The sequence below is a fragment of the Leptothoe sp. ISB3NOV94-8A genome (genome assembly GCF_043421595.1).
GTDB classification, from domain to species: domain Bacteria; phylum Cyanobacteriota; class Cyanobacteriia; order Phormidesmidales; family Phormidesmidaceae; genus Leptothoe; species Leptothoe turfae.
On the sequence record NZ_JAXSQW010000001.1, the window covers coordinates 6,089,696 to 6,108,189 of the forward strand.

14 protein-coding genes are annotated in these 18,494 nt (G+C 49.3%); 7 read left to right on the forward strand and 7 right to left on the reverse strand.

From position 1 onward, the window contains the following. Window positions 1-40: 40 nt before the first annotated feature. Window positions 41-1,861 (reverse strand): M3 family oligoendopeptidase, encoded by a 1,821-nt coding sequence (locus SPB21_RS26135; RefSeq protein WP_499868049.1) that lies wholly within the window; start codon window positions 1,859-1,861, stop codon window positions 41-43. A gap of 165 nt (window positions 1,862-2,026) precedes the next feature. Here SPB21_RS26135 and SPB21_RS26140 point away from each other — a divergent pair, with 165 nt between their 5' ends. Next, a complete protein-coding gene (locus SPB21_RS26140; protein WP_499868050.1) occupies window positions 2,027-2,839 on the forward strand; it encodes an SDR family oxidoreductase in 813 nt (270 codons plus the stop codon). A gap of 331 nt (window positions 2,840-3,170) precedes the next feature. Here the strand turns inward: SPB21_RS26140 and SPB21_RS26145 are convergent, their stop codons facing one another. Beyond that, complete coding sequence (locus SPB21_RS26145) at window positions 3,171-4,781, reverse strand: hypothetical protein (RefSeq protein WP_499868051.1); 1,611 nt, start codon at window positions 4,779-4,781, stop codon at window positions 3,171-3,173. A 256-nt stretch (window positions 4,782-5,037) separates the two neighbouring features. Between SPB21_RS26145 and uvrB the strand changes: the two genes are divergently transcribed. Next, on the forward strand, window positions 5,038-7,050 hold the full coding sequence (uvrB, locus tag SPB21_RS26150; protein WP_499059621.1) for an excinuclease ABC subunit UvrB: 2,013 nt from the start codon (window positions 5,038-5,040) through the stop codon (window positions 7,048-7,050). A gap of 29 nt (window positions 7,051-7,079) precedes the next feature. Here uvrB and SPB21_RS26155 read toward each other — a convergent pair whose 3' ends face one another. Together SPB21_RS26155 and SPB21_RS26160 are read right to left on the reverse strand one after the other, a co-directional pair. Continuing rightward, window positions 7,080-8,117 carry a hypothetical protein gene (locus tag SPB21_RS26155; protein ID WP_499868052.1) on the reverse strand — a complete coding sequence of 346 codons (1,038 nt, stop codon included), beginning with the start codon at window positions 8,115-8,117 and terminating at the stop codon, window positions 7,080-7,082. 297 nt (window positions 8,118-8,414) lie between these two features. Further along, the gene (locus tag SPB21_RS26160) at window positions 8,415-9,515 is read right to left on the reverse strand and encodes an ABC transporter ATP-binding protein (RefSeq protein ID WP_163660953.1); all 1,101 of its coding nucleotides are present in this window, start codon (window positions 9,513-9,515) and stop codon (window positions 8,415-8,417) included. Between the two features lie 87 nt (window positions 9,516-9,602). On the opposite strand from SPB21_RS26160, the gene SPB21_RS26165 reads away from it, so the two are divergent. Then, window positions 9,603-10,337: a tryptophan-rich sensory protein gene (locus tag SPB21_RS26165; RefSeq protein ID WP_163703430.1), complete on the forward strand. Its 735-nt coding sequence runs from the start codon at window positions 9,603-9,605 to the stop codon at window positions 10,335-10,337. Between the two features lie 114 nt (window positions 10,338-10,451). Here SPB21_RS26165 and SPB21_RS26170 read toward each other — a convergent pair whose 3' ends face one another. Both SPB21_RS26170 and SPB21_RS26175 read right to left on the reverse strand, forming a co-directional pair. Continuing rightward, window positions 10,452-11,432, reverse strand: coding sequence for a choice-of-anchor K domain-containing protein (locus SPB21_RS26170; protein WP_499868053.1), 981 nt, complete (start codon window positions 11,430-11,432; stop codon window positions 10,452-10,454). Between the two features lie 368 nt (window positions 11,433-11,800). Further along, a complete protein-coding gene (locus tag SPB21_RS26175; RefSeq protein ID WP_163660949.1) occupies window positions 11,801-13,096 on the reverse strand; it encodes a recombinase family protein in 1,296 nt (431 codons plus the stop codon). Window positions 13,097-13,264: 168 nt separating this feature from the next. On the opposite strand from SPB21_RS26175, the gene SPB21_RS26180 reads away from it, so the two are divergent. From SPB21_RS26180 to SPB21_RS26190, 3 genes are read left to right on the forward strand one after another with little or no spacing between them, the layout of a single operon-like run. Next, window positions 13,265-14,074, forward strand: a complete 810-nt coding sequence (locus SPB21_RS26180) for a lysozyme inhibitor LprI family protein (RefSeq protein ID WP_499868054.1) — start codon at window positions 13,265-13,267, stop codon at window positions 14,072-14,074. 37 nt (window positions 14,075-14,111) lie between these two features. Continuing rightward, window positions 14,112-15,011, forward strand: a complete 900-nt coding sequence (locus tag SPB21_RS26185; protein ID WP_250565667.1) for an alpha/beta hydrolase — start codon at window positions 14,112-14,114, stop codon at window positions 15,009-15,011. A 55-nt stretch (window positions 15,012-15,066) separates the two neighbouring features. Next, window positions 15,067-15,408 (forward strand): carbon dioxide-concentrating mechanism protein CcmK, encoded by a 342-nt coding sequence (locus SPB21_RS26190; RefSeq protein WP_006517410.1) that lies wholly within the window; start codon window positions 15,067-15,069, stop codon window positions 15,406-15,408. A 78-nt stretch (window positions 15,409-15,486) separates the two neighbouring features. Here the strand turns inward: SPB21_RS26190 and SPB21_RS26195 are convergent, their stop codons facing one another. Continuing rightward, entirely contained in the window at window positions 15,487-16,053 is a 567-nt protein-coding gene (locus SPB21_RS26195) for a hypothetical protein (RefSeq protein ID WP_499868055.1), read from the reverse strand. Between the two features lie 231 nt (window positions 16,054-16,284). Here SPB21_RS26195 and bchD point away from each other — a divergent pair, with 231 nt between their 5' ends. Continuing rightward, window positions 16,285-18,333 (forward strand): magnesium chelatase ATPase subunit D, encoded by a 2,049-nt coding sequence (gene bchD, locus SPB21_RS26200; protein ID WP_499868056.1) that lies wholly within the window; start codon window positions 16,285-16,287, stop codon window positions 18,331-18,333. Window positions 18,334-18,494 lie beyond the last annotated feature (161 nt).

An 18,494-nucleotide genomic window follows, 5' to 3' on the forward strand; every position in this document is an offset into this window, starting at 1 on the left:
GGGATAGTCTCCACAAGAAATTCTGGCGAGCACAACGGCATCAGTTGTCAACCAATTGTTCAAATGAGGCAACACTCTTTTCAACAATGCTCAGACTGGCTTTCCAAAACTGAGATTGTGAGATGTCTTGCTGTAGGTGCTGAGTTACTAACTCTTCTGCTGTCATGCTGCCAGTGTCTCGTAAAATTTGAGTATAGAGGGTGTTAAAATCGGCTCCATAGTTGTCTTGCTGGGCATAAATGCCGAGGCTAAAGAGATAGCCAAATAGGTAAGGATAGTTGTAAAAGCCCAGTTGAGAAATAGAGAAATGTAGCTTAGTAGCCCAAAACATGTCGTCATAGTCTGAAAGACTGTCTTCGTACCAAAGTTGCCAGCTATCAGCCATCATGGTCTTGAGTGCAGGCGCGATCGCAACACCCTGTTTCCGTGCTTCAACCAGTCGTTTCTCAAACTCAAACCGAGCTGGAATATTTAGCAAAAAGACCGCTGCACTTTGGGCATTTTGCCAGAGAATCTCTAACTTTTGAGCTGGTGTTTCAGCTTGCTGTAGCAGAGCATCACGCACTAAGGTCTCAGCAAAGATACTGGCAGTTTCCGCCAAGGTCATGGAGTAATAGGTTTGCATGGGGGGCAGATCACGCATGACCCAGTTATGCCAGGCATGACCCAGTTCATGGGCCAGGGTGATGACATTGGTCATCGTGCCCGCATAGGACATAAAGATACGCGGTTCACGGGGGTCGGAAAACCGAGTACAGTAAGCTCCAGTGGCTCGGTTGGGGGTAGGTTTCCCATCAATCCAGCCCTGCTCAGCCATCATCACGGCAAAGTCGCCCATTTCTGGGGTTAGTTGTCGAAACGCATCGGCAATCAATGTAATGGCTGCGTCAAATGAAATTGTTTTGGGCTCGCCAATGGTAGGCGCTGGGGCTTGTAAATCCCACGGTGCCATCTGGGGAATGTTGAGCACCTGTGCCATGGCCTTCAGAGCGCGTTGCCCAATGGAACGTTGCTGATAGGTGGTTGCCATCAACGCATCTAGAGTAGCCCGCTCAATACGGCTTTGATGACAGCTGCGGTCTAGGTAATGGAGTTCACGCACCTGAGCCCGTTTTTGCGTTTCTTCTAGTCGCCAGCCGTTGATGGCGTTGAGAATGGTGGATGCAGTTTGTTGATGGCCAGTCCAAGCGTTACGGATCGCGTTCCAGGCGGCCTGTCGAGTTTCTCGGTTGGGGTCACTTTGCAAATTAGCGGCTTTTGCCAGACCCATGGTCTCTCCGTTAACTGTGCATTTAAGGGTACCCGCCAGCTCTGTGTAGAGATTGCCCCAGGTATGCAGACCGTTTACCGCCAGGCCTGTAATTAAATTCTCTTCTGCAACACTGAGCAGTTGATCTCTGAGTTTGCGTTGATGCACCAGTAAAAAAGCCATTTCTACTAAGACCGGATCCGCGACCACAGCTGCCACAAATTCAGAGCGAACCCGATTGAGAAACACCTGCATGGGGGTGAGTGCCTGGCTCACCTCTGCGCTGATCTGCTGCAGTGTGGGCATGATGGCGCTGGCATGGGTGTCCTGGGCATCTACGCTCAGGGCCGTCGTGATGTAAGTGCGCACATTGCCCAGCTGTTTGTTCAACTCTGTGCGGGTTTGGTGAATGCCGCGTAATAAGCCAAGCAGGGTGTCAAACTCTGGTTCAGGAAGTGTTTCCGCACTGTCAATGTATTCTGCAAACGGGGCACAGGCCATGGAGATTTGCCCAACGTTGTCCCTAATCTCAGCGATAGCGGTTGCAATCTGGGGATCGTCGGTACCTTTGAAGAAATGCTGGTTATCCCAAGTTTGACGAAGTTGAGGCATAGCAATGTGGGGGCAGATGGTCCTTAGGGGGGCCTAAGGGTGGTCCTTAGGGGGGTCCCTAAATTTTAATCGGCTGGATTGGGTCTAGCCACCTTTGATTGAGTGGTGCTGCTGTTTTAAGGTTAACTGAGAGGGAAGGAGTTTATTGCGATCTCAGTACCGAGTATGCAGCGAATTTTGGTCACCGGTGCTACCGGTGGGGTCGGTCAGTTAGCCGTAGCCTATGCCCTGGGTCAGGGCTACGAGGTTAGGGCCTTAACCCGCAATGTTGTCAAAGCCCGTTCACTATTTGGCGATCGGGTAGACCTGGTGCAGGCAGACTTGCGATTGCTCGATACGTTAACGGCTGCCTTGGACAGAATCGATGCCATCCTCTGTTGCAGTGGCACAACGGCGTTTCCTTCAGATAAATGGCAGGTGGATTTACCTGCCCAGCCCCTGGAGCAGTTCTTAGCGTGGGGACGTATTTTTCTTGATACTGACTATCGCCAGCGCCATACAAAAAACTCTCCAGAAATTGCCGATGGCCAGGGTGTACAAAACCTGATTGAGGTTGCTAAGAAGAGTGCGGTACAGCGCTTTGTTCTAGTCTCTTCCCTAGGTGTGGAGCGTAAAGAAGAGTTTCCCTTCAGCCTGCTCAATACGTATGGTGTCTTAGATGCTAAAACAGCTGCCGAAGCTGCCCTGCGTGGTTCAAGCTGTCGCTACACCATTATCCGTCCAGGCCGACTGATTGATGGTCCTTACACCTCCTACGATCTCAATACCCTGATCAAGGCTTCCACTGGTGGAAAACAAGGTGTGGTTTTAGGGGTTGGAGATCGATTGCTTGGCCAGACCAGCCGCAAAGATGTGGCTGCTGTCTGTGTTGAGTGCTTGCAGCATCCCGTCACTGAGCAGCAAACTTTCGAAATCATTAATCAGGGGCCACGACCGCCTGCCATCGAATGGTCTCAGCTCTTTGCGGCTATCACTTAGGATGTTGTAGAGTCTACCTCTAAAACATTGCTATCTCTCATGGGGGTGAGTTAAAACACCATGCCAAGACTAATGCCCCGGCATGATGGCACATCTGTTGAGACGTTGTTGCTCATCATAAAACATTGATGTATACGAGATTCTCATGCCTATGCAAATACAACATAGAGATGATGAATTTTGAGCATGAGAAATCAGATTAACCAACGATAATAATGCAAAATCCTGGTTACCTGCCCCCGATATCGAAGGGTATCCACAAGGGAGTACCCCTACAGGGTTATTCACTTTTAAGCGGGGGTTAATGAATTCGGATTTCGTAAGATCTTTGCTAATTACTCTGCGCCGCCTTTTTCAAATCTGTCAGTACCACATCCGTCGGATTTGCAGTATCAAGGGGAGCATTCGCCGCCTCAGTCACTGTTACCCAAGGTTCCAGATCTTCTCCGTCAATCCAGGCAGAGTAATAGATGATTTCTGTAACGTCAGGCGTCAGGGTCAATAATTCAAACTCCCCCCGCATTGCTTGCCAATCGGCAACAAAACTCTCATATTCAGTGGGGCCAATCCCCTGGGGACCACCACCCACATAATTCACAGCGACCTGATCCCATGGACGCACAAAGCGTTCTCCATTCCAGCTCCAGTCCTGACCTGGCCACCAAAAATATCCATCGTCCGGATTCTCTTCTGGACCCATATAATAGTCGGCACCTTGGCTGATTTCAGTGGTAATGCCTGGTTCGTAGCTAATTTCGTATCGCACTGAAGATTCGGGGGTGCTGATGTCAGTGTCTGCTAACCACAGCACCTCTACCGTTGTTGTACCATCTAGCTGTTCCATAGGTGTTTTAGCTAGCAGACTGGCATACAAATCCTGATCGGTTGGGATATCAGTCCTGGCTATAAAGCGCCAGCAGGCCCAACTATCATTCGTATCAATCGCTGTCCAGTCTATTTCACATACGCCATTAGCGGTGGCCACCCATAATGTTGCTTCTTCAGCCCAGAGTCGAGTGGGGATGGCTCCAATGAGCGGACTGTTCTCAACGGTATACGTCTTCACTGTATTGTCTGCTGGACGGAATGCTACCAAGCCTTTGGCTGGGAGAAATGGATTGCCCTCCCCTGAGTATTGGGTACCCAACCAGAGGGTGGCCTCATCGTCTGCCGTTGTCAGGGCCAGATCGGTAATTTGAGCATTTCCGAGTTCAGATGGTTGCCAGAGGACAATTTCATCCTGATCAAGCTGATATTGCACCACTGTAGCAATGCCACTGGCTCCCTCACCTTGCTCAAATCCAATGGACCACCACAGAGCATCATCGGTCACTAGGGTTTGAGTGATGGTTGGCACACCCGCCGTTGCCCCTAGTTCACGTTCAATGATGTCAGTGTTGGTATATAGGACTTGAGCCGTAGGCTCGCTATCCCCGGGTTTGATCAGTTCAAAAATTACCTGTTCTAGATCATTCTCAAGGGTTTCCGATCCTTCAACCCAGGAGGCGTCAAGGCGGACCCGTGCTTGATAACTTTGCTCTTGGCTGGCTATGGTTTCATAGTCTGGATCACCCAGGGATTCGAAATATTCAGCGTAGTCTTCCTCCACAGGTGGGGCAACTTCCAGGGCCTCTACGCCCCAGGTGCGATCGCGTTTACAAAACGTAAACCCATAGCGCCTTCCCCTAAAGATCAGTGTTGACTCAGTAGCTTCTACCTCAGTTGGTCGAAAGTCAAAGCGCTCGAAGGGTAGGTCTACTTCAGTGGCAGCCTGTAGCGGTACCTGACTCTCCATGGGATCGCAGGCGGCGGTTGCAGCTGCGGTGGTGGTCACGTCTGCGCCATTTGGACCAGGGCTGTCTGGAGCGGTCGCTTGTTCGCCAGGACCGCAGGCACTGATTGCAACTACTAGGCCAATACATCCCCAACGCCAGATTTTCATAGATACCCCCACGGTGAGCTATCAAGTGTGTCTAATCGGGTCGACTAGGATCGGCCCTGTCTTTCCTAGGGTAGCGGTTCTGGAAAATGGTAAAGACGTAGAACCCCACCTGTGAAACTGTCATGGTATAAGCCATTGCGGTAGATGATGGCTAAAAACAGCTGTGCGAATTTTAGACATTACTTTTAAGATCGTAAAGTCTACCTTTGTGTTGATGGTTTCAGTGAAGTACGTGCCTTCTTAGCGCCAGCCGCCCATGAATGACTTCGATATTCAAGCTCCCTTTGAACCCAAGGGTGACCAACCCAAAGCAATTGAAGGTTTAATTAGCTACTTAGAGGCTGGAGGTCAATATCAAACTCTATTGGGAGCGACCGGTACCGGGAAGACTCACACGGTTGCTCGGGTCATTGATACCATAGGACGCCCCACCCTGGTTCTAGCTCACAATAAAACGCTGGCAGCACAGCTCTGTAACGAGCTGCGGGAATTTTTCCCAGACAATGCCGTTGAGTATTTCATCAGTTATTACGATTACTATCAGCCTGAGGCCTATATCCCGGTTACAGATACTTACATTGCCAAAACCGCATCGATTAACGAAGAAATCGATATGCTGCGACACTCTGCCACCCGTTCTCTATTTGAACGGCGGGATGTGATTGTGGTGGCCTCCATCAGCTGTATCTATGGTTTAGGAATCCCGACAGAATATCTAAAGGCATCGATCCCGCTGCGGGTAGGCATGGAAATAAACCAGCGGCAGGTACTGCGGGATTTGGCCTCTGTGCAATATACGCGCAACGACATCGACTTAGGTCGAGGACGATTTCGCGTGAAAGGCGATGTGTTAGAAATTGGTCCGGCCTACGAGGATCGCATTATCCGAGTGGAGTTCTTCGGCGATGAAATTGATGCCATTCGCTATGTAGACCCGGTGACTGGGGCGACAATTCAGAGTATGGAAGCCCTCAACATATATCCGGCTCGCCACTTTGTGACCCCGGACGATAAGTTAGAAGCAGCGTGTAACGGCATTCAAGAAGAACTCAGAGAGCAGCTGGAGTTGCTAGAAAAAGAAGGCAAACTACTCGAAGCTCAGCGTCTAGAGCAACGCACTAAATATGACCTGGAGATGCTGCGGGAGGTGGGTTACTGCAATGGCGTCGAAAACTATTCTCGCCATCTAGCCGGACGCCACGCAGGAGATCCCCCCGAATGTCTTTTGGACTACTTTCCTGAAGATTGGCTGTTGGTGATTGATGAGTCCCACGTTACGATTCCTCAGTTGCGGGGGATGTACAACGGTGATCAGGCTCGTAAGAAAGTCTTAATCGATCATGGATTTCGGTTACCCAGCGCTGCTGATAATCGCCCTCTGAAAGCAGAAGAATTTTGGCAAAAGGTCAAAAACTGTATTTTTGTATCTGCTACACCGGGTGAGTGGGAGCTGGAAATCTCTGAACAACGGGTTGTGGAGCAGATTATTCGTCCTACTGGGGTGTTAGACCCTGAGATTTTTGTACGACCCACTACAGGGCAGGTCGATGACCTATTAGGAGAGATTCAGGATCGGGCTCAGCGGGGTGAGCGCACCCTAGTGACTACGTTGACCAAACGGATGGCAGAAGATCTCACTGAGTATTTTGACGAACATGGGGTGAGAGTCCGTTACTTACATTCTGAGATTCACTCTATTGAGCGGATTGAGATTATTCAAGATTTGCGTAACGGTAACTTTGATGTGTTAGTGGGAGTAAACCTACTAAGGGAAGGGTTGGACTTACCTGAAGTCTCGTTGGTAGCAATTTTAGATGCGGATAAAGAGGGGTTTCTACGGGCGGAGCGATCCCTGATTCAGACCATGGGTCGAGCCGCCAGACACGTTCAGGGGCAGGCGATTCTCTATGCTGATAATCTGACTGGCAGTATGGCTAGGGCCATTGACGAAACTGAGCGTAGACGGGCAATTCAAAAGGCTTACAACGAAAAACATGGCATTGTGCCAAAGCCCATTATTCGACGGAAGAGCAACGCTATTCTCTCGTTTTTGGAGGTATCACGGCGTCTCAATGCCCAAGAATTGGAAGAAGTTTATGAGCATAGTGACGATCTTGCCCTGGAAGATATCCCGGAACTCATTAGTCAGCTGGAGAAGCAAATGAAAGCGGCTGCCAAGGAGCTGGACTTTGAAGAAGCGGCTAAGTTTCGCGATCGCATCAAGCATCTACGAGAAAAGCTACTCGGCAAGCGGACACCTGCTGAATAATAGGCCCACTAATAAACAAGCAAGCTATTTTATACCGATAGCTTTTTGTCCTTAGTGTAATAGCGGTATAACGAGACCAGCATGACCTTGAGGGCTCGATTCAGGCCATCGGATGTTTCCAAACAGTGGGCCAGGATTGTCAGCTTGCTTTCAAAGTCACCGTAGGTCGGGCAGTAGTCAAACGTTTCCTCTAAAAGATCGCGTAGTGTTTTGGCTTGCAAGATTTGCCGTTGTAGCGGGCTGTCTGCATAGGGGCCGTAAAGAATGGAATAAAGCAGTACTCGGACTTTGTCGGGATCACATTTACTGGAGAGGGCTTGCTCCAACGTGGTGAGGCTATCAGGTGTGGTGACCACTGGTGCAGGTCCAGTGACGTAAAGAGAGCGAAATGCCCTTAAAATTTGTCGGGCTACTATCTGCGAGTGAGTAAAAGAGGGCAGATGCCTCTGATGCTTTAAGATCCCCAATAAACGCTGCTTTAGTTCTAAAGGCGTTGGTGCTTGGCGATGGGCCAACTGCACAAGACTCAGTAAATCAGTACTAGCTGTGTCAGCGATGTTCCCAGGGGACTGTCCTAGATACCCCAGAAACGTCTTAATAACGCCTAAATTATCTGATTTTTTGAGTTCATTGATTACAGGCTGGTAAAGATCCGATTTAGCCCGTGATTGTACCGAGGCGGCTAGATTATCAGCTTGTTGATCCGTAGATGGGGAGAGTGGTGTTTGGGGAAGAAATACGTTGCGCAGATAGTATAAAATAACGTTTGCAATCGCAATGTAAACCTTTTTACGATTCAGGTTATTTGCTTTTTGGTAGAGACTGTTGCGGCATTGTTGCAGGGTAGAGTAGCGTCCCAACAAAATTGATACCAACGAACTCATCGGAACACTGCTTAGTACGGCAGCCTCGTTTTCCCACGTCCCATAACAAACGCTAAACAAGAGTTTTTTGATTCGTAGATGCTGGGCGTGCTGCATTAGATTCGCAACCGCTTGCTCAATAGCATCTTGCCTTGTAGCCAAGGTCGGTTGGGAATAGCTAATCGAAAGACCGTCAGGGGACATGGTAGTTGGCGGCTGATTACGCTTGTATTAACCTTGATTAATATTCACATCTTAGAACTAAATTGACCACTTCAGTTCACGGACTCTTTATTAGAGCTAGTTAAATTGCGTAGGTTAGGTATTCATTACTTTATATCTTAGTATTCTTACGCAAAAAAATGTGCAGAAAACTACACATTTTAGTGATCAAGTTATACCTTCTAGATTGGATAAATTACGGTTGTGGAAAAAACAAAAATAGACACTGTTGTTTTGAGGAGGTGGCTGACCGAGCCTGTGCTGACAGTCAAATGTCCGCTAAATTGTTTGTTCTGTTTCGTTATCAAAGAGGTGGATGCGATTTTGATCGAGCTGTAGGGTAATGATTTCCCCTGGCACAATAACGGCTCTTGGATCGAGGCGGGAAACAATCTCGCTACCATCGGTTAAGGTGGCGTAAACAATTAATTCATGCCCCATAAGTTCAACCACGGATACCTCAGCTTGAATGTCTACAGGTGTAATGCCAGGAGGCAAATAGTCAGGGTGGTAAATGCTTTCTGGACGAATACCAAGAGTAACTGAGCGGTCGATGTAAGGGTGGATAGTGTCGTTGTTTCTTGACAGTGGTAAGCTAAAACTATCAGTTTTAATTAATAAGTTGTCGTCATGGCGTCTAAGGGTGGCATCCAAGAAATTCATTGATGGACTGCCCAGAAATCCTGCTACAAAAATGTTGTTAGGCTTTTCATAGATTGTTTGGGGCGTATCCACCTGCTGTAGAATGCCTTGATTCATAATGGCAATACGACTTCCCATGGTCATGGCTTCTACTTGATCATGGGTAACGTAGATAAATGTGGTGCCCAATCGTTTGTGAAGTTTATTCAGCTCTGCTCGAGCCTGTACCCGTAGTTTGGCATCTAAATTAGATAGGGGCTCATCCATTAGGAAAGCTGATGGGTTACGCACAATGGCACGACCCACGGCCACTCGCTGGCGTTGACCACCGGACAGTTGTTTGGGTTTGCGCTCGAGTAAGCTATCAATACCCAGTTGCTGAGCTGCCTGCTGCACCCGCTTACGAATATCTGCCTTAGGCACGCCCTGAAGTTCGAGGCTAAACGCCATGTTATCAAACACGCTCATATGGGGGTATAAGGCATAGGACTGGAACACCATGGCGATGTCTCGATCCTTGGGCGGTAAGTCATTGACCCGGCGTTCATCGATGTATAAGTTACCACTGCTGATACTTTCCAGCCCTGCTAACATGCGCAGAGAGGTGGTTTTGCCACAGCCTGAAGGCCCCACAAGGACTAAGAATTCGCGATCGCAAATTTCTAAATTTAGATCCTTAACCGCGACGAAGCCGTTGTCATACTGTTTAGTAACGCGCTCAAACCGAACATTTGCCATGAACTGCCGTTTTTGGTTGGGTTGCTCTTTCCCCAAATAGTAGCGGCAATCATGATAGATAGTAATGGGAGTAACTTAGCAGCGACTATGGCGGAAAAAACGAACCTGTTTGGCAAGGTGGAGTCGATGGTGAATGCCATCATGGGTGTGCGTCTAGACGATGCAACGCAGCTGCCAGCCGCAGAGGGGCGTCAAGCTGACTGGTCTGCTTTAGGGAGATATGTCGTTGGCACCCTGGCGCAAATTGGACTGATGATCATCAGTTTGTGGGGATTACAGCAACTGACCCAGGCATGGTCTGAAACGGTCAAAGTGGGAGCTGCGATCGCATTTTTTATTGTGCTAGCCATTCGGTCCCGTCTGTTTTCCCCTTTGAACAATGCACGAACTCGCACCACCTACAGTAATGTCAAACGTCCTGGCTGGGCTCCTCCTCCCCTGGCGTTTCCGATTATTTGGATGAGCATTGGTGTCTTACGGGTGGTGTCCTCTTATCTAGTGTGGCAAGCTTTAGGCCAGACCTACTTAACATGGCCCCTAGCTATTTTTATTATCCATTTAGCCTTGGGAGATACCTGGAATACAGTCTTCACGGTGGAAGGGCGTCTGGGCTTGGCGGTGCCTGTGGTTATTCTTGGACCGTTGGTTTCGTCTGTTGTCGTTACCGTGAGTTACTGGCAAGTTGTGCCCTTGGCAGGCCAGCTGCTATTGCCCATGGTGATTTGGTTGGCAGTGGCCAGCGCTCTAGTAATTTCTATTTGGCAGTTAAATGATCGTGAGCCTTGGTATCCTTTGATGCTGGATGAACCCTCACAAGGATAAGCAAGAACAGATTGCCATAGCTAAGAAAACCCCAGACCTGAGAAACAAAAAGTTCTTAGGTCTGGGGTTTTTGCTCTGTTGCAGAGACGTTTGCCAGTGGCGATTGGGGCTTTGTTAAGCCTCAGCAATAGCAGCCTCTTTTTGGCGGCGGCGGGTATTATGCAAGAGCAATCCCAATGCGCCTATTCCTAGCAGCGCTCCTGGCTCAGGCACAGCGGTGGGCTCATCAGGATTATCAGGGTCGTCTACTTTAACGATGCGAGCAAACAGACTAGCCTGACTAGTGCCATTCTCTTGGGAGATAAAGTCTGTTACTCCGCCAGCATCGAAGTTAGGCGTGTCGTTAAAGCCTACTAGCTCAAGGGTGTATTCTTCACCTTCAAACTCAAAGCTACTTTCAGAGTCAATGGCAAAATCCCAGGTGATTTTATCAGAACAGCCAGAGCCAGTGGTTTGATATGGGCATTGGCCGCCCGCATGATTATTAGGATTATTGCTAGTCTCATCAATGTTAAGGGCGAAGTTGAAGGTCTGGTCACCTAGACCAGTGTCGCCAAAGCCTAATTTTAGGCTGAAATCGGTTTTCTCTGCGATGCGACCATCTGACCAAATTGTGTTGTTGTAGTGCTTGAGAGTACCAAGATTGAAAATCTCACCTACACCTAAATCAACATTGCTGACACCCGCGAAACCAAGACCACTTTTTTGAGCTGTTCGGTCTTTATGGGATCCATAATATTGATAACCGTTGCTGGTGCGGTAGGACCCATAGTCCGATATTTTTCGATGACCTGCTTCTTGTGTTTTGGAGTAGCTGTAGTAGTCATAGACAGGATCGCCCCAACGCACTTGGTTGACCCCGTTGTAATCAAAAAACTCAACATAGTTATCTGAGTCTTTAGTAAAAGCCGCTTGCTCATAGTCGGCAAAATCACTGTTGTTAGCCGCTCTACCAACAGTTTTGCCGTTTACTAATCGTGCGTTGTCGAAGCTTGCTGATGCCCCTGTTAGGGTGAAGGCATAGGTGGGTGCTGCTCCTATCGCACTCACTATGACTGCCATGCCTAGTGCAGCACGGATATTGAATTGATTCATGATTGTTTTGTTGACGTCTTGTGACTTAGTTCTTGACCCTTGTATGTCAAATTTAATGCCTAAAAATGTTGTCGAAATGCGGATGAATACGCATGTTGTGTATGAAGATTTGAGCCATCTCGTAGCTTTTAAGGAGACTTTTATAGAATTTCCAGCAAGGATTAATTATTGTTGTGGTGTTGTCCTCAGGATTTTTGCGGATCTTACAGGCCTCGTCGTGTCTTTCTCTCAGTATGCATCCGCTAATATACTTGCTTTGTTTGCGCAATCGTTTAGAGAGATGTCCATGCAATGTCTGTATGTCTATCTCGCCATGGTGCTTAGGTGCTCTTTTTATTTGCCTTCTAGTCAACAACTTTAGTTGTTGACTAGAAGGCAAATAATACCTGAAGTGTCCAGCTGTTTCCTGAACGGATAACCTGTATGTCACGGATGAATTCGCGAAAGAAAAAGCGGCGTTCTGGTTCTGAGAGATCTTCCCAGAATTGAGGGATGCTAACCGCTTGAGTGAGTTCCTTAAGATTGACTGGGGGTAATTGGGCCAGTTGCTGAGTAAGTTGGGCAACTTTGGTGCGCACGCTATAGGCCCGTAGATCAGCTGTTGTCTGGTCTAATATGCCGTCGGTTACTAGCTGAGGCAACTGGTTGAGGATGGCTTCTTGTGTTGAGATCGCAACCTCTAGCGCATTTTTAGGACTTTGGTCTGGCATAGAGAGCTGAGCCACCGCCTTAGGCAGGTCGTGGCAAATAGTCTGAATTGTCTGAGCTAGCAGCTCTTCGTAGGGTAGAGCTTTACATTTCTCTGGGCAGGTGGTCACCCGCATATAGGTGTAGTCTTTAGCGCGCCGGGGTGCACTGACCCGACTCACTGTAAATTTTGCCTGGCACTGTTGACAGCTAACTAGACCCGCTAAAGAACGCGGCGCACTCGCTGTTTTAGACGGTAATGCACTATTTCGACGTAGTAGGCGATCGATCTGGGCTGCTTCGGTGGCATCTAAAAGAGGACGGTGGGTATTGAGGATGATGCCGCCATCACCATAGCGGGTGTGACCTCTATAGATGGGATGTTCTAGCCAGCGTCGCCCAGTGGAGGCGGATACTTTTTTACCATATTGCTTCGCGATATGACGCACTGCGCCTCGCAGAGAACCGTATAACAAAAACTGTTCAAAGAAGGCTTTTAGTATCGGCGCAGTGGCTCGGTCAATGATGTAGCCTTGCTTGCCACGGCGGTAGCCATAGGGGGCTTTGCCTGGCGGTGGCAGGGCCTTTAGCCGTTTGGCCGCATGCCCTTGGCGAATACGGCGTTGGCGTTGATTGGCTTGTACTTGAGCGAGGACTATGGGTAGCTGCGGGTGAGTTGTGCCAGCTGCGGCTGTCTGATAGTCCTGTTCTGTGGCAATCACCACCGTTCCTGCCGTTTCGATGAGCGTGAGATTTTCAGCGACCGATGTTAAGGAATCCCCTAATTCATCAAGATGTCGTATTAGCAGATAGGCCGGTGCCTCAGTTTGGATGTGGGTTAATAGTTCCTGGAGTTGAGGGCGCTGTGGGGCAAAGGGAGTGTCTTTGTAGATTCGATCAACCTCCCAGCCCCACAGGTTGGCATCGACTGGGGGTTCCAGACGAGGATCTGTGTAAAGGTAGGCGACGATTTGCATAGGAAATAATCAGGAATCATTGGGCCGTCAGCCCACCGTTAAGAAGCTTGCGCTCAACCTATAGCTTTTGGTCTGTTCTACGCTAGAAACCCTGATTATTCTTTAGATTTTCCATAGCTAAAAGCGGGTGCGTTACACTCCAATGGTGCGAGCTGGTGTTGTGAAACCATGGATAAATCGTCTTATAAACTATTGTCCAAACTAGTCTCTATAGCATTACTCCTGGCTTTGGTCAGTTGCGGACGCGCAGAGCAGACGACTGCGCCTACCAATGGGGCTGATGATACGTCTACAGCAACTAATCAAGAGGCTTCATCTGCTGCCGAGTCGACCGAGGGTGAAGCGGCTGAACCGGTGCCTGTGACGCCACCGGTTGCTTCGTCCAACGAGGCTGCTGCGCCGCCACCTGCTGCTTCTCCGGTAGCTTTAGCTAAACAGGACTGCGGTCAATTGGCTACCCAGCAGGAGATGAATCAGTGCGCGGCTGAAAATTATGCCGTTTCTGATAAGGCGCTCAATGATGTCTATCAGGAGGTGAAGCAAGGTCTGAATGAGGCTTCAAAAGATTTGCTGACTAGAGCGGAAGAACGTTGGCTTGTCTTCCGTGATGCCGAGTGCACGTTTGAGAGTGATCGTTTTGCAGGTGGTTCAATTGCGCCTCTGATTCAAGCTAGCTGTATGGAGCAAATAACGGATAATCGTATCGCTGAGCTGCGACAGACGATTACTGCCGAGACTGATTTTGCGGCAGCCGATGCCGAGCTTAATGAGGTTTATCAGGCTGTGCAGGCGTTAGCCGATGGTGATGCAGGGGAGGCATTGACGGATGTTCAGCTTTCCTGGCTGGATTATCGTGATGCCCACTGTGAGTATGAGGCTAATTTGCCATCAGCTGGAGATGTTAAGGCTTGTCTGGCGGCAATCACCGAGACCCGCGTATGGCAGCTAGAGGCGCTACAAGAAGAGTGGTCTTTGTAGTTGTGGTCAATATTTGAGTTTCTGGGTAATGCTGTAAATGATGGTTTATAAAGGTCTACTGGCACTGGCCTTAGCTACTGCCAGTATTTATGGTGCATTTTGTGTTGGGTTGTACTTTTATCAAACGAAGCTGATCTTTTCGCCCACATCTGTATTAACCCAAACGCCAGCAGACGAACAGTTAGCTTACGAAGAAGTTTGGATTAGCCCAGAAGGAAGATCTTCTCCTGGTAACGGGTTACATGGGTGGTGGCTACCTGGTTTACCAGGAACGTTGTCTGCACGCGCACTGACGTTGCTGTATCTCCATGGTAATAGCGAGAATATTGGTGCAAATTTAGGGCTAGCCCATCGCTATCAGTTGATGGGGTTTAACGTGCTCATGGTGGACTATCGCGGGTATGGTCTCAGTCCTGGCCCCTTTCCCAATGAAGATCGGGTATATGAGGATGCGATCGCAGCCTATCGCTATCTCACAGAAACTCGGCAGATCCCGAACCAGCAGCTGTGGCTATTTGGCCATTCCTTGGGAGGAGCCATTGCCATTGAACTATCGACCCACCGCCCGGCGGCGGGGCTGATTGTGCAAAGTACCTTTAGCTCAATGCTACAGGCTGTCCAATTAACTGGGCAATATGACTGGGTGCCGGTGAATTGGATTCTGACCCAGCGGTTTGATTCTCTTGCTAAAGTGCCCCATCTGCAGCTACCCGTTTTCTATATCCATGGATTAGAAGACGATACAACTGCAGCAGCGATGTCAGAGCAACTCTATGCTGCATCACCCTCCCCCAAGTCACTGTGGCTAGTTCCCGAAGCAGGGCATAACGATGTGGCAAGTACGGCTGGGCCGGACTACTTTACGAAGGTTGAAACGTTTGTTCAGCAAACGCAACCCGTTGTGGCTATTCAAGCCCCCGTGTCTCCCGTAGAATAGACGTTGGAGTTATAAAATCAAAGCCAATCTAGGCTCGTAGTTAAGGAGAGCGACAATGCCTGAGGCAGTAGGATCGTTAGAAACAAAGGGATTTCCCCCTGTACTAGCCGCCGCAGATGCGATGGTGAAAGCAGGACGAGTCACATTGGTGAATTACATTCGGGCAGGTAGTGCACGTTTCTGCATCAATATTCGTGGTGATGTATCCGAAGTCAAAGCGGCTATGGCAGCTGGGGTGGAAGCTGCGGAAAATGCTCCCGGTGGAGTCCTAGAAACTTGGGTGATTATTCCTCGTCCCCACGAGAACGTGGTCGCTGTCTTACCCATTGACTTTAGCGAAGATGTGCAGCGCTTCCGTAATGCTGTAGAGCAACCTATTTTGCCAGGACGACGTTAAGGATTGAGTCGTGAGATTTGAGTATTGAGTGTTGAATTATTGAAATTGAATTCGACACTCTATTTTTAGATACTTACTTCACTCTGGGGTATGGGCTGTTGCTTCTGGCTCTAGCATGCAAACGGCGTATCCTTTTGACGTAGATGCGATTGCACTATCATTGCCTCGACCTGTTAGTTGGGCCGCTAAATAGAGTGCCTCACCAGCTGCCAATCCTGGCCGATAGACACTATAAAATTGGTCGTCATACTGTACAGCCACCATGGGGTCGGCCAGGTCAGGGACTTGTATATAGCCCTGGTTATATTGTTTTGCGTCTCCCAGTATCAAGCATGTGGCTGGCCCACACGTTGGCCAGCGTCGCCCATCCTTTCGAGGGCCTTTGAAAACTTGGGCCTCTAGTTCCAATGCCCACATGACGTAGCTATCTTTGCTTTGTTTGGTTAATGCCAGCACATCTCCATTTCGAGCCAGTTTGTCCAATGCATTCATGGCAGCCTCTGCGTCTTCAAACCGGCGAAACCGGCTGTAGTATTGACCACTTACTTTGACGGCAGGCAACTTTTCATCAATATCTGGTACCTTAATTTGGCACGTGCTGTATTGGCCCTTATAGGTCAGTAGTTTACAGGCAGCAACAGGCATCGGGAACTCACAGAGATTTATCGTCTGGCGCTGCTTACATGGTGGGATGAATCAATCTGTCGAGTACGGATAGGCAAGGACAGATTGTTCCTTTTATAAGCTTGGCAACAGCGTAAGTCAAATTCTAAAGGCTGAACATCTGAGCCTGCACCTCCTAAGTGGCCGACTTTCGTGGGCACGATTGCTGAAAAGCAGTGATACAGTAACTATTAAGTTGAGTAGATAGAAAAGATGCAGGCCCTCGCGGATACGCCCACTACATTTCCACTGATGGCTGTCGTTGGCCAGGATGCAATTAAGTTAGCTTTACTATTGGCTGCGGTGGATCCTGGGCTAGGCGGTGTGGTCATTGCTGGTCGTCGCGGCACAGCCAAGTCTGTGTTGGCTAGAGGGTTGCACCAGCTGCTGCCCCCAATTGAGATCATCGATGGGTCCTATGCCAATGCTGACCCGACCAATATGCGTGAGTGGGACGATGCTACCGTTGATCGTTTTGGCGATCATGGGGATCCCACGAATCTAGATGATTTACCCACCAAAGTTATTCCGGCTCCCTTTATTCAGATCCCCTTAGGGGTAACCGAGGATCGGTTGCTAGGGTCTGTGGATGTGGCAAAATCCATTCAAACCGGTGAATCGGTCTTTCAGCCAGGTTTGCTAGCTGAAGCCAATCGCGGCGTTCTCTACGTTGATGAAGTCAATCTTCTGGACGACCAGATTTCGAACCTGCTGCTGGGGACGTTAACGGAAGGGCGTAACCAGATTGAGCGTGAGGGTATTAGTTTTCAGCATCCCTGTAAACCATTGTTGGTGGCGACCTATAACCCGGAAGAGGGGGTGTTGAGACAGCATTTGTTGGACCGGATTGCGATCTCACTCTCCGCCGACCGGGCGCTGACCATGGAAGAGCGGGTGGACGCCACCGATCAGGCAACTAACTACGCTGATGATCCAGAAGGCTTTTTAGCCGAGTATATTGAAGAAATTGACAACCTTAAAACCCAGATCATCTTGGCCCGCGAGTGGCTTAAGGATGTTGTCATTACTCCCGACCAGGTTCAGTATCTGGTGACAGAAGCCATTCGCGGTGGTGTAGAAGGCCATCGTGCTGAACTTTTTGCTGTGCGGGTGGCTAAGGCCAGTGCTGCGTTAGACGGTCGCACTGAAATCAATGCGGATGATTTACGTCGTGCGGTGGAACTAGTGATTATTCCCCGTGCCATGAACATGGATCAGCCGCCACCGGAAGATGAGCAGCCCCCACCGCCCCCACCGCCAGAAAATCAGCAAGAAGACGATCAAGACGAGTCCCAAGAGAATGAGGACGAGGATGATAACGACGACGATGAACCTGATGAAGAACAAGAAGAGTCTCCTCCGAGTATTCCAGAAGAGTTTTTGTTTGACCCTGAGGGTGTTGTTCTAGACCCATCTCTCCTGTTGTTTGCTGAATCCATGAGTAGACAAGGCAGCTCGGGTAAACAGAGTCTTGTGATCTCTGAAGATCGAGGTCGCTATATTAAGCCGATTTTGCCCCAGGGCCCTGTACGGCGCATTGCCGTTGATGCCACGTTGCGAGCGGCTGCCCCTTATCAAAAGGCACGTCGTGCCCGTCAACCTGAGCGCAAGGTGATTGTTGAGCAGGGTGATATTCGAGCGAAGCGATTGGCTCGTAAGGCGGGTTCGCTAATCATTTTTGTTGTGGATGCCTCTGGCTCTATGGCGCTCAATCGTATGCAATCGGCAAAGGGAGCTGTTCTGAGTCTGCTGACAGATGCGTACCAAAACCGCGATCAGGTAGCCCTGATTCCGTTTCGAGGAGAGCAGGCAGACGTGTTGTTGCCACCGACTCGTTCGATCACTTCTGCCCGCCGTCGGTTGGAGACAATGCCCTGTGGTGGTGGTTCTCCCCTGGCCCATGGTCTCAGTCAGGCCGTGCGCGTGGGCACCAATGCACAGCAGTCTGGTGATACGGGCAATGTGGTGATTATTGCAATTACTGATGGTCGAGGTAATGTGCCCCTGGCTCGTTCTTTAGGGGAACCCATGGAAGAGGGCGAGAAGCCGGACATTAAAGCAGAACTGCTAGACATTGCCGGACGTATTCGTATGACTGGTTTTCAGCTGTTGATTATTGATACTGAGCGCAAGTTTGTTTCTACCGGCTTTGGTAAGGAACTGGCAAAGACAGCGGGCGGTAAGTATTATCAGTTACCTAAGGCAACGGATAAAGCCATTGCCAATATGGCCCGTGGAGCACTGGCGGATTTGCAGTCATAAAGCTTAGCAGGGAAGAGGTAGAACAAGTATCTACTAAATAAATTCAAAGCAAAACACTATCATTCGTCCTAGACGCTGCCAGTGTTTTTTGTCTTGGGGCGTTGTTTTTGATGCGTCACCCTCTAATTTGAGAATGATTAGATATTCGGCTGCTGCTCTGC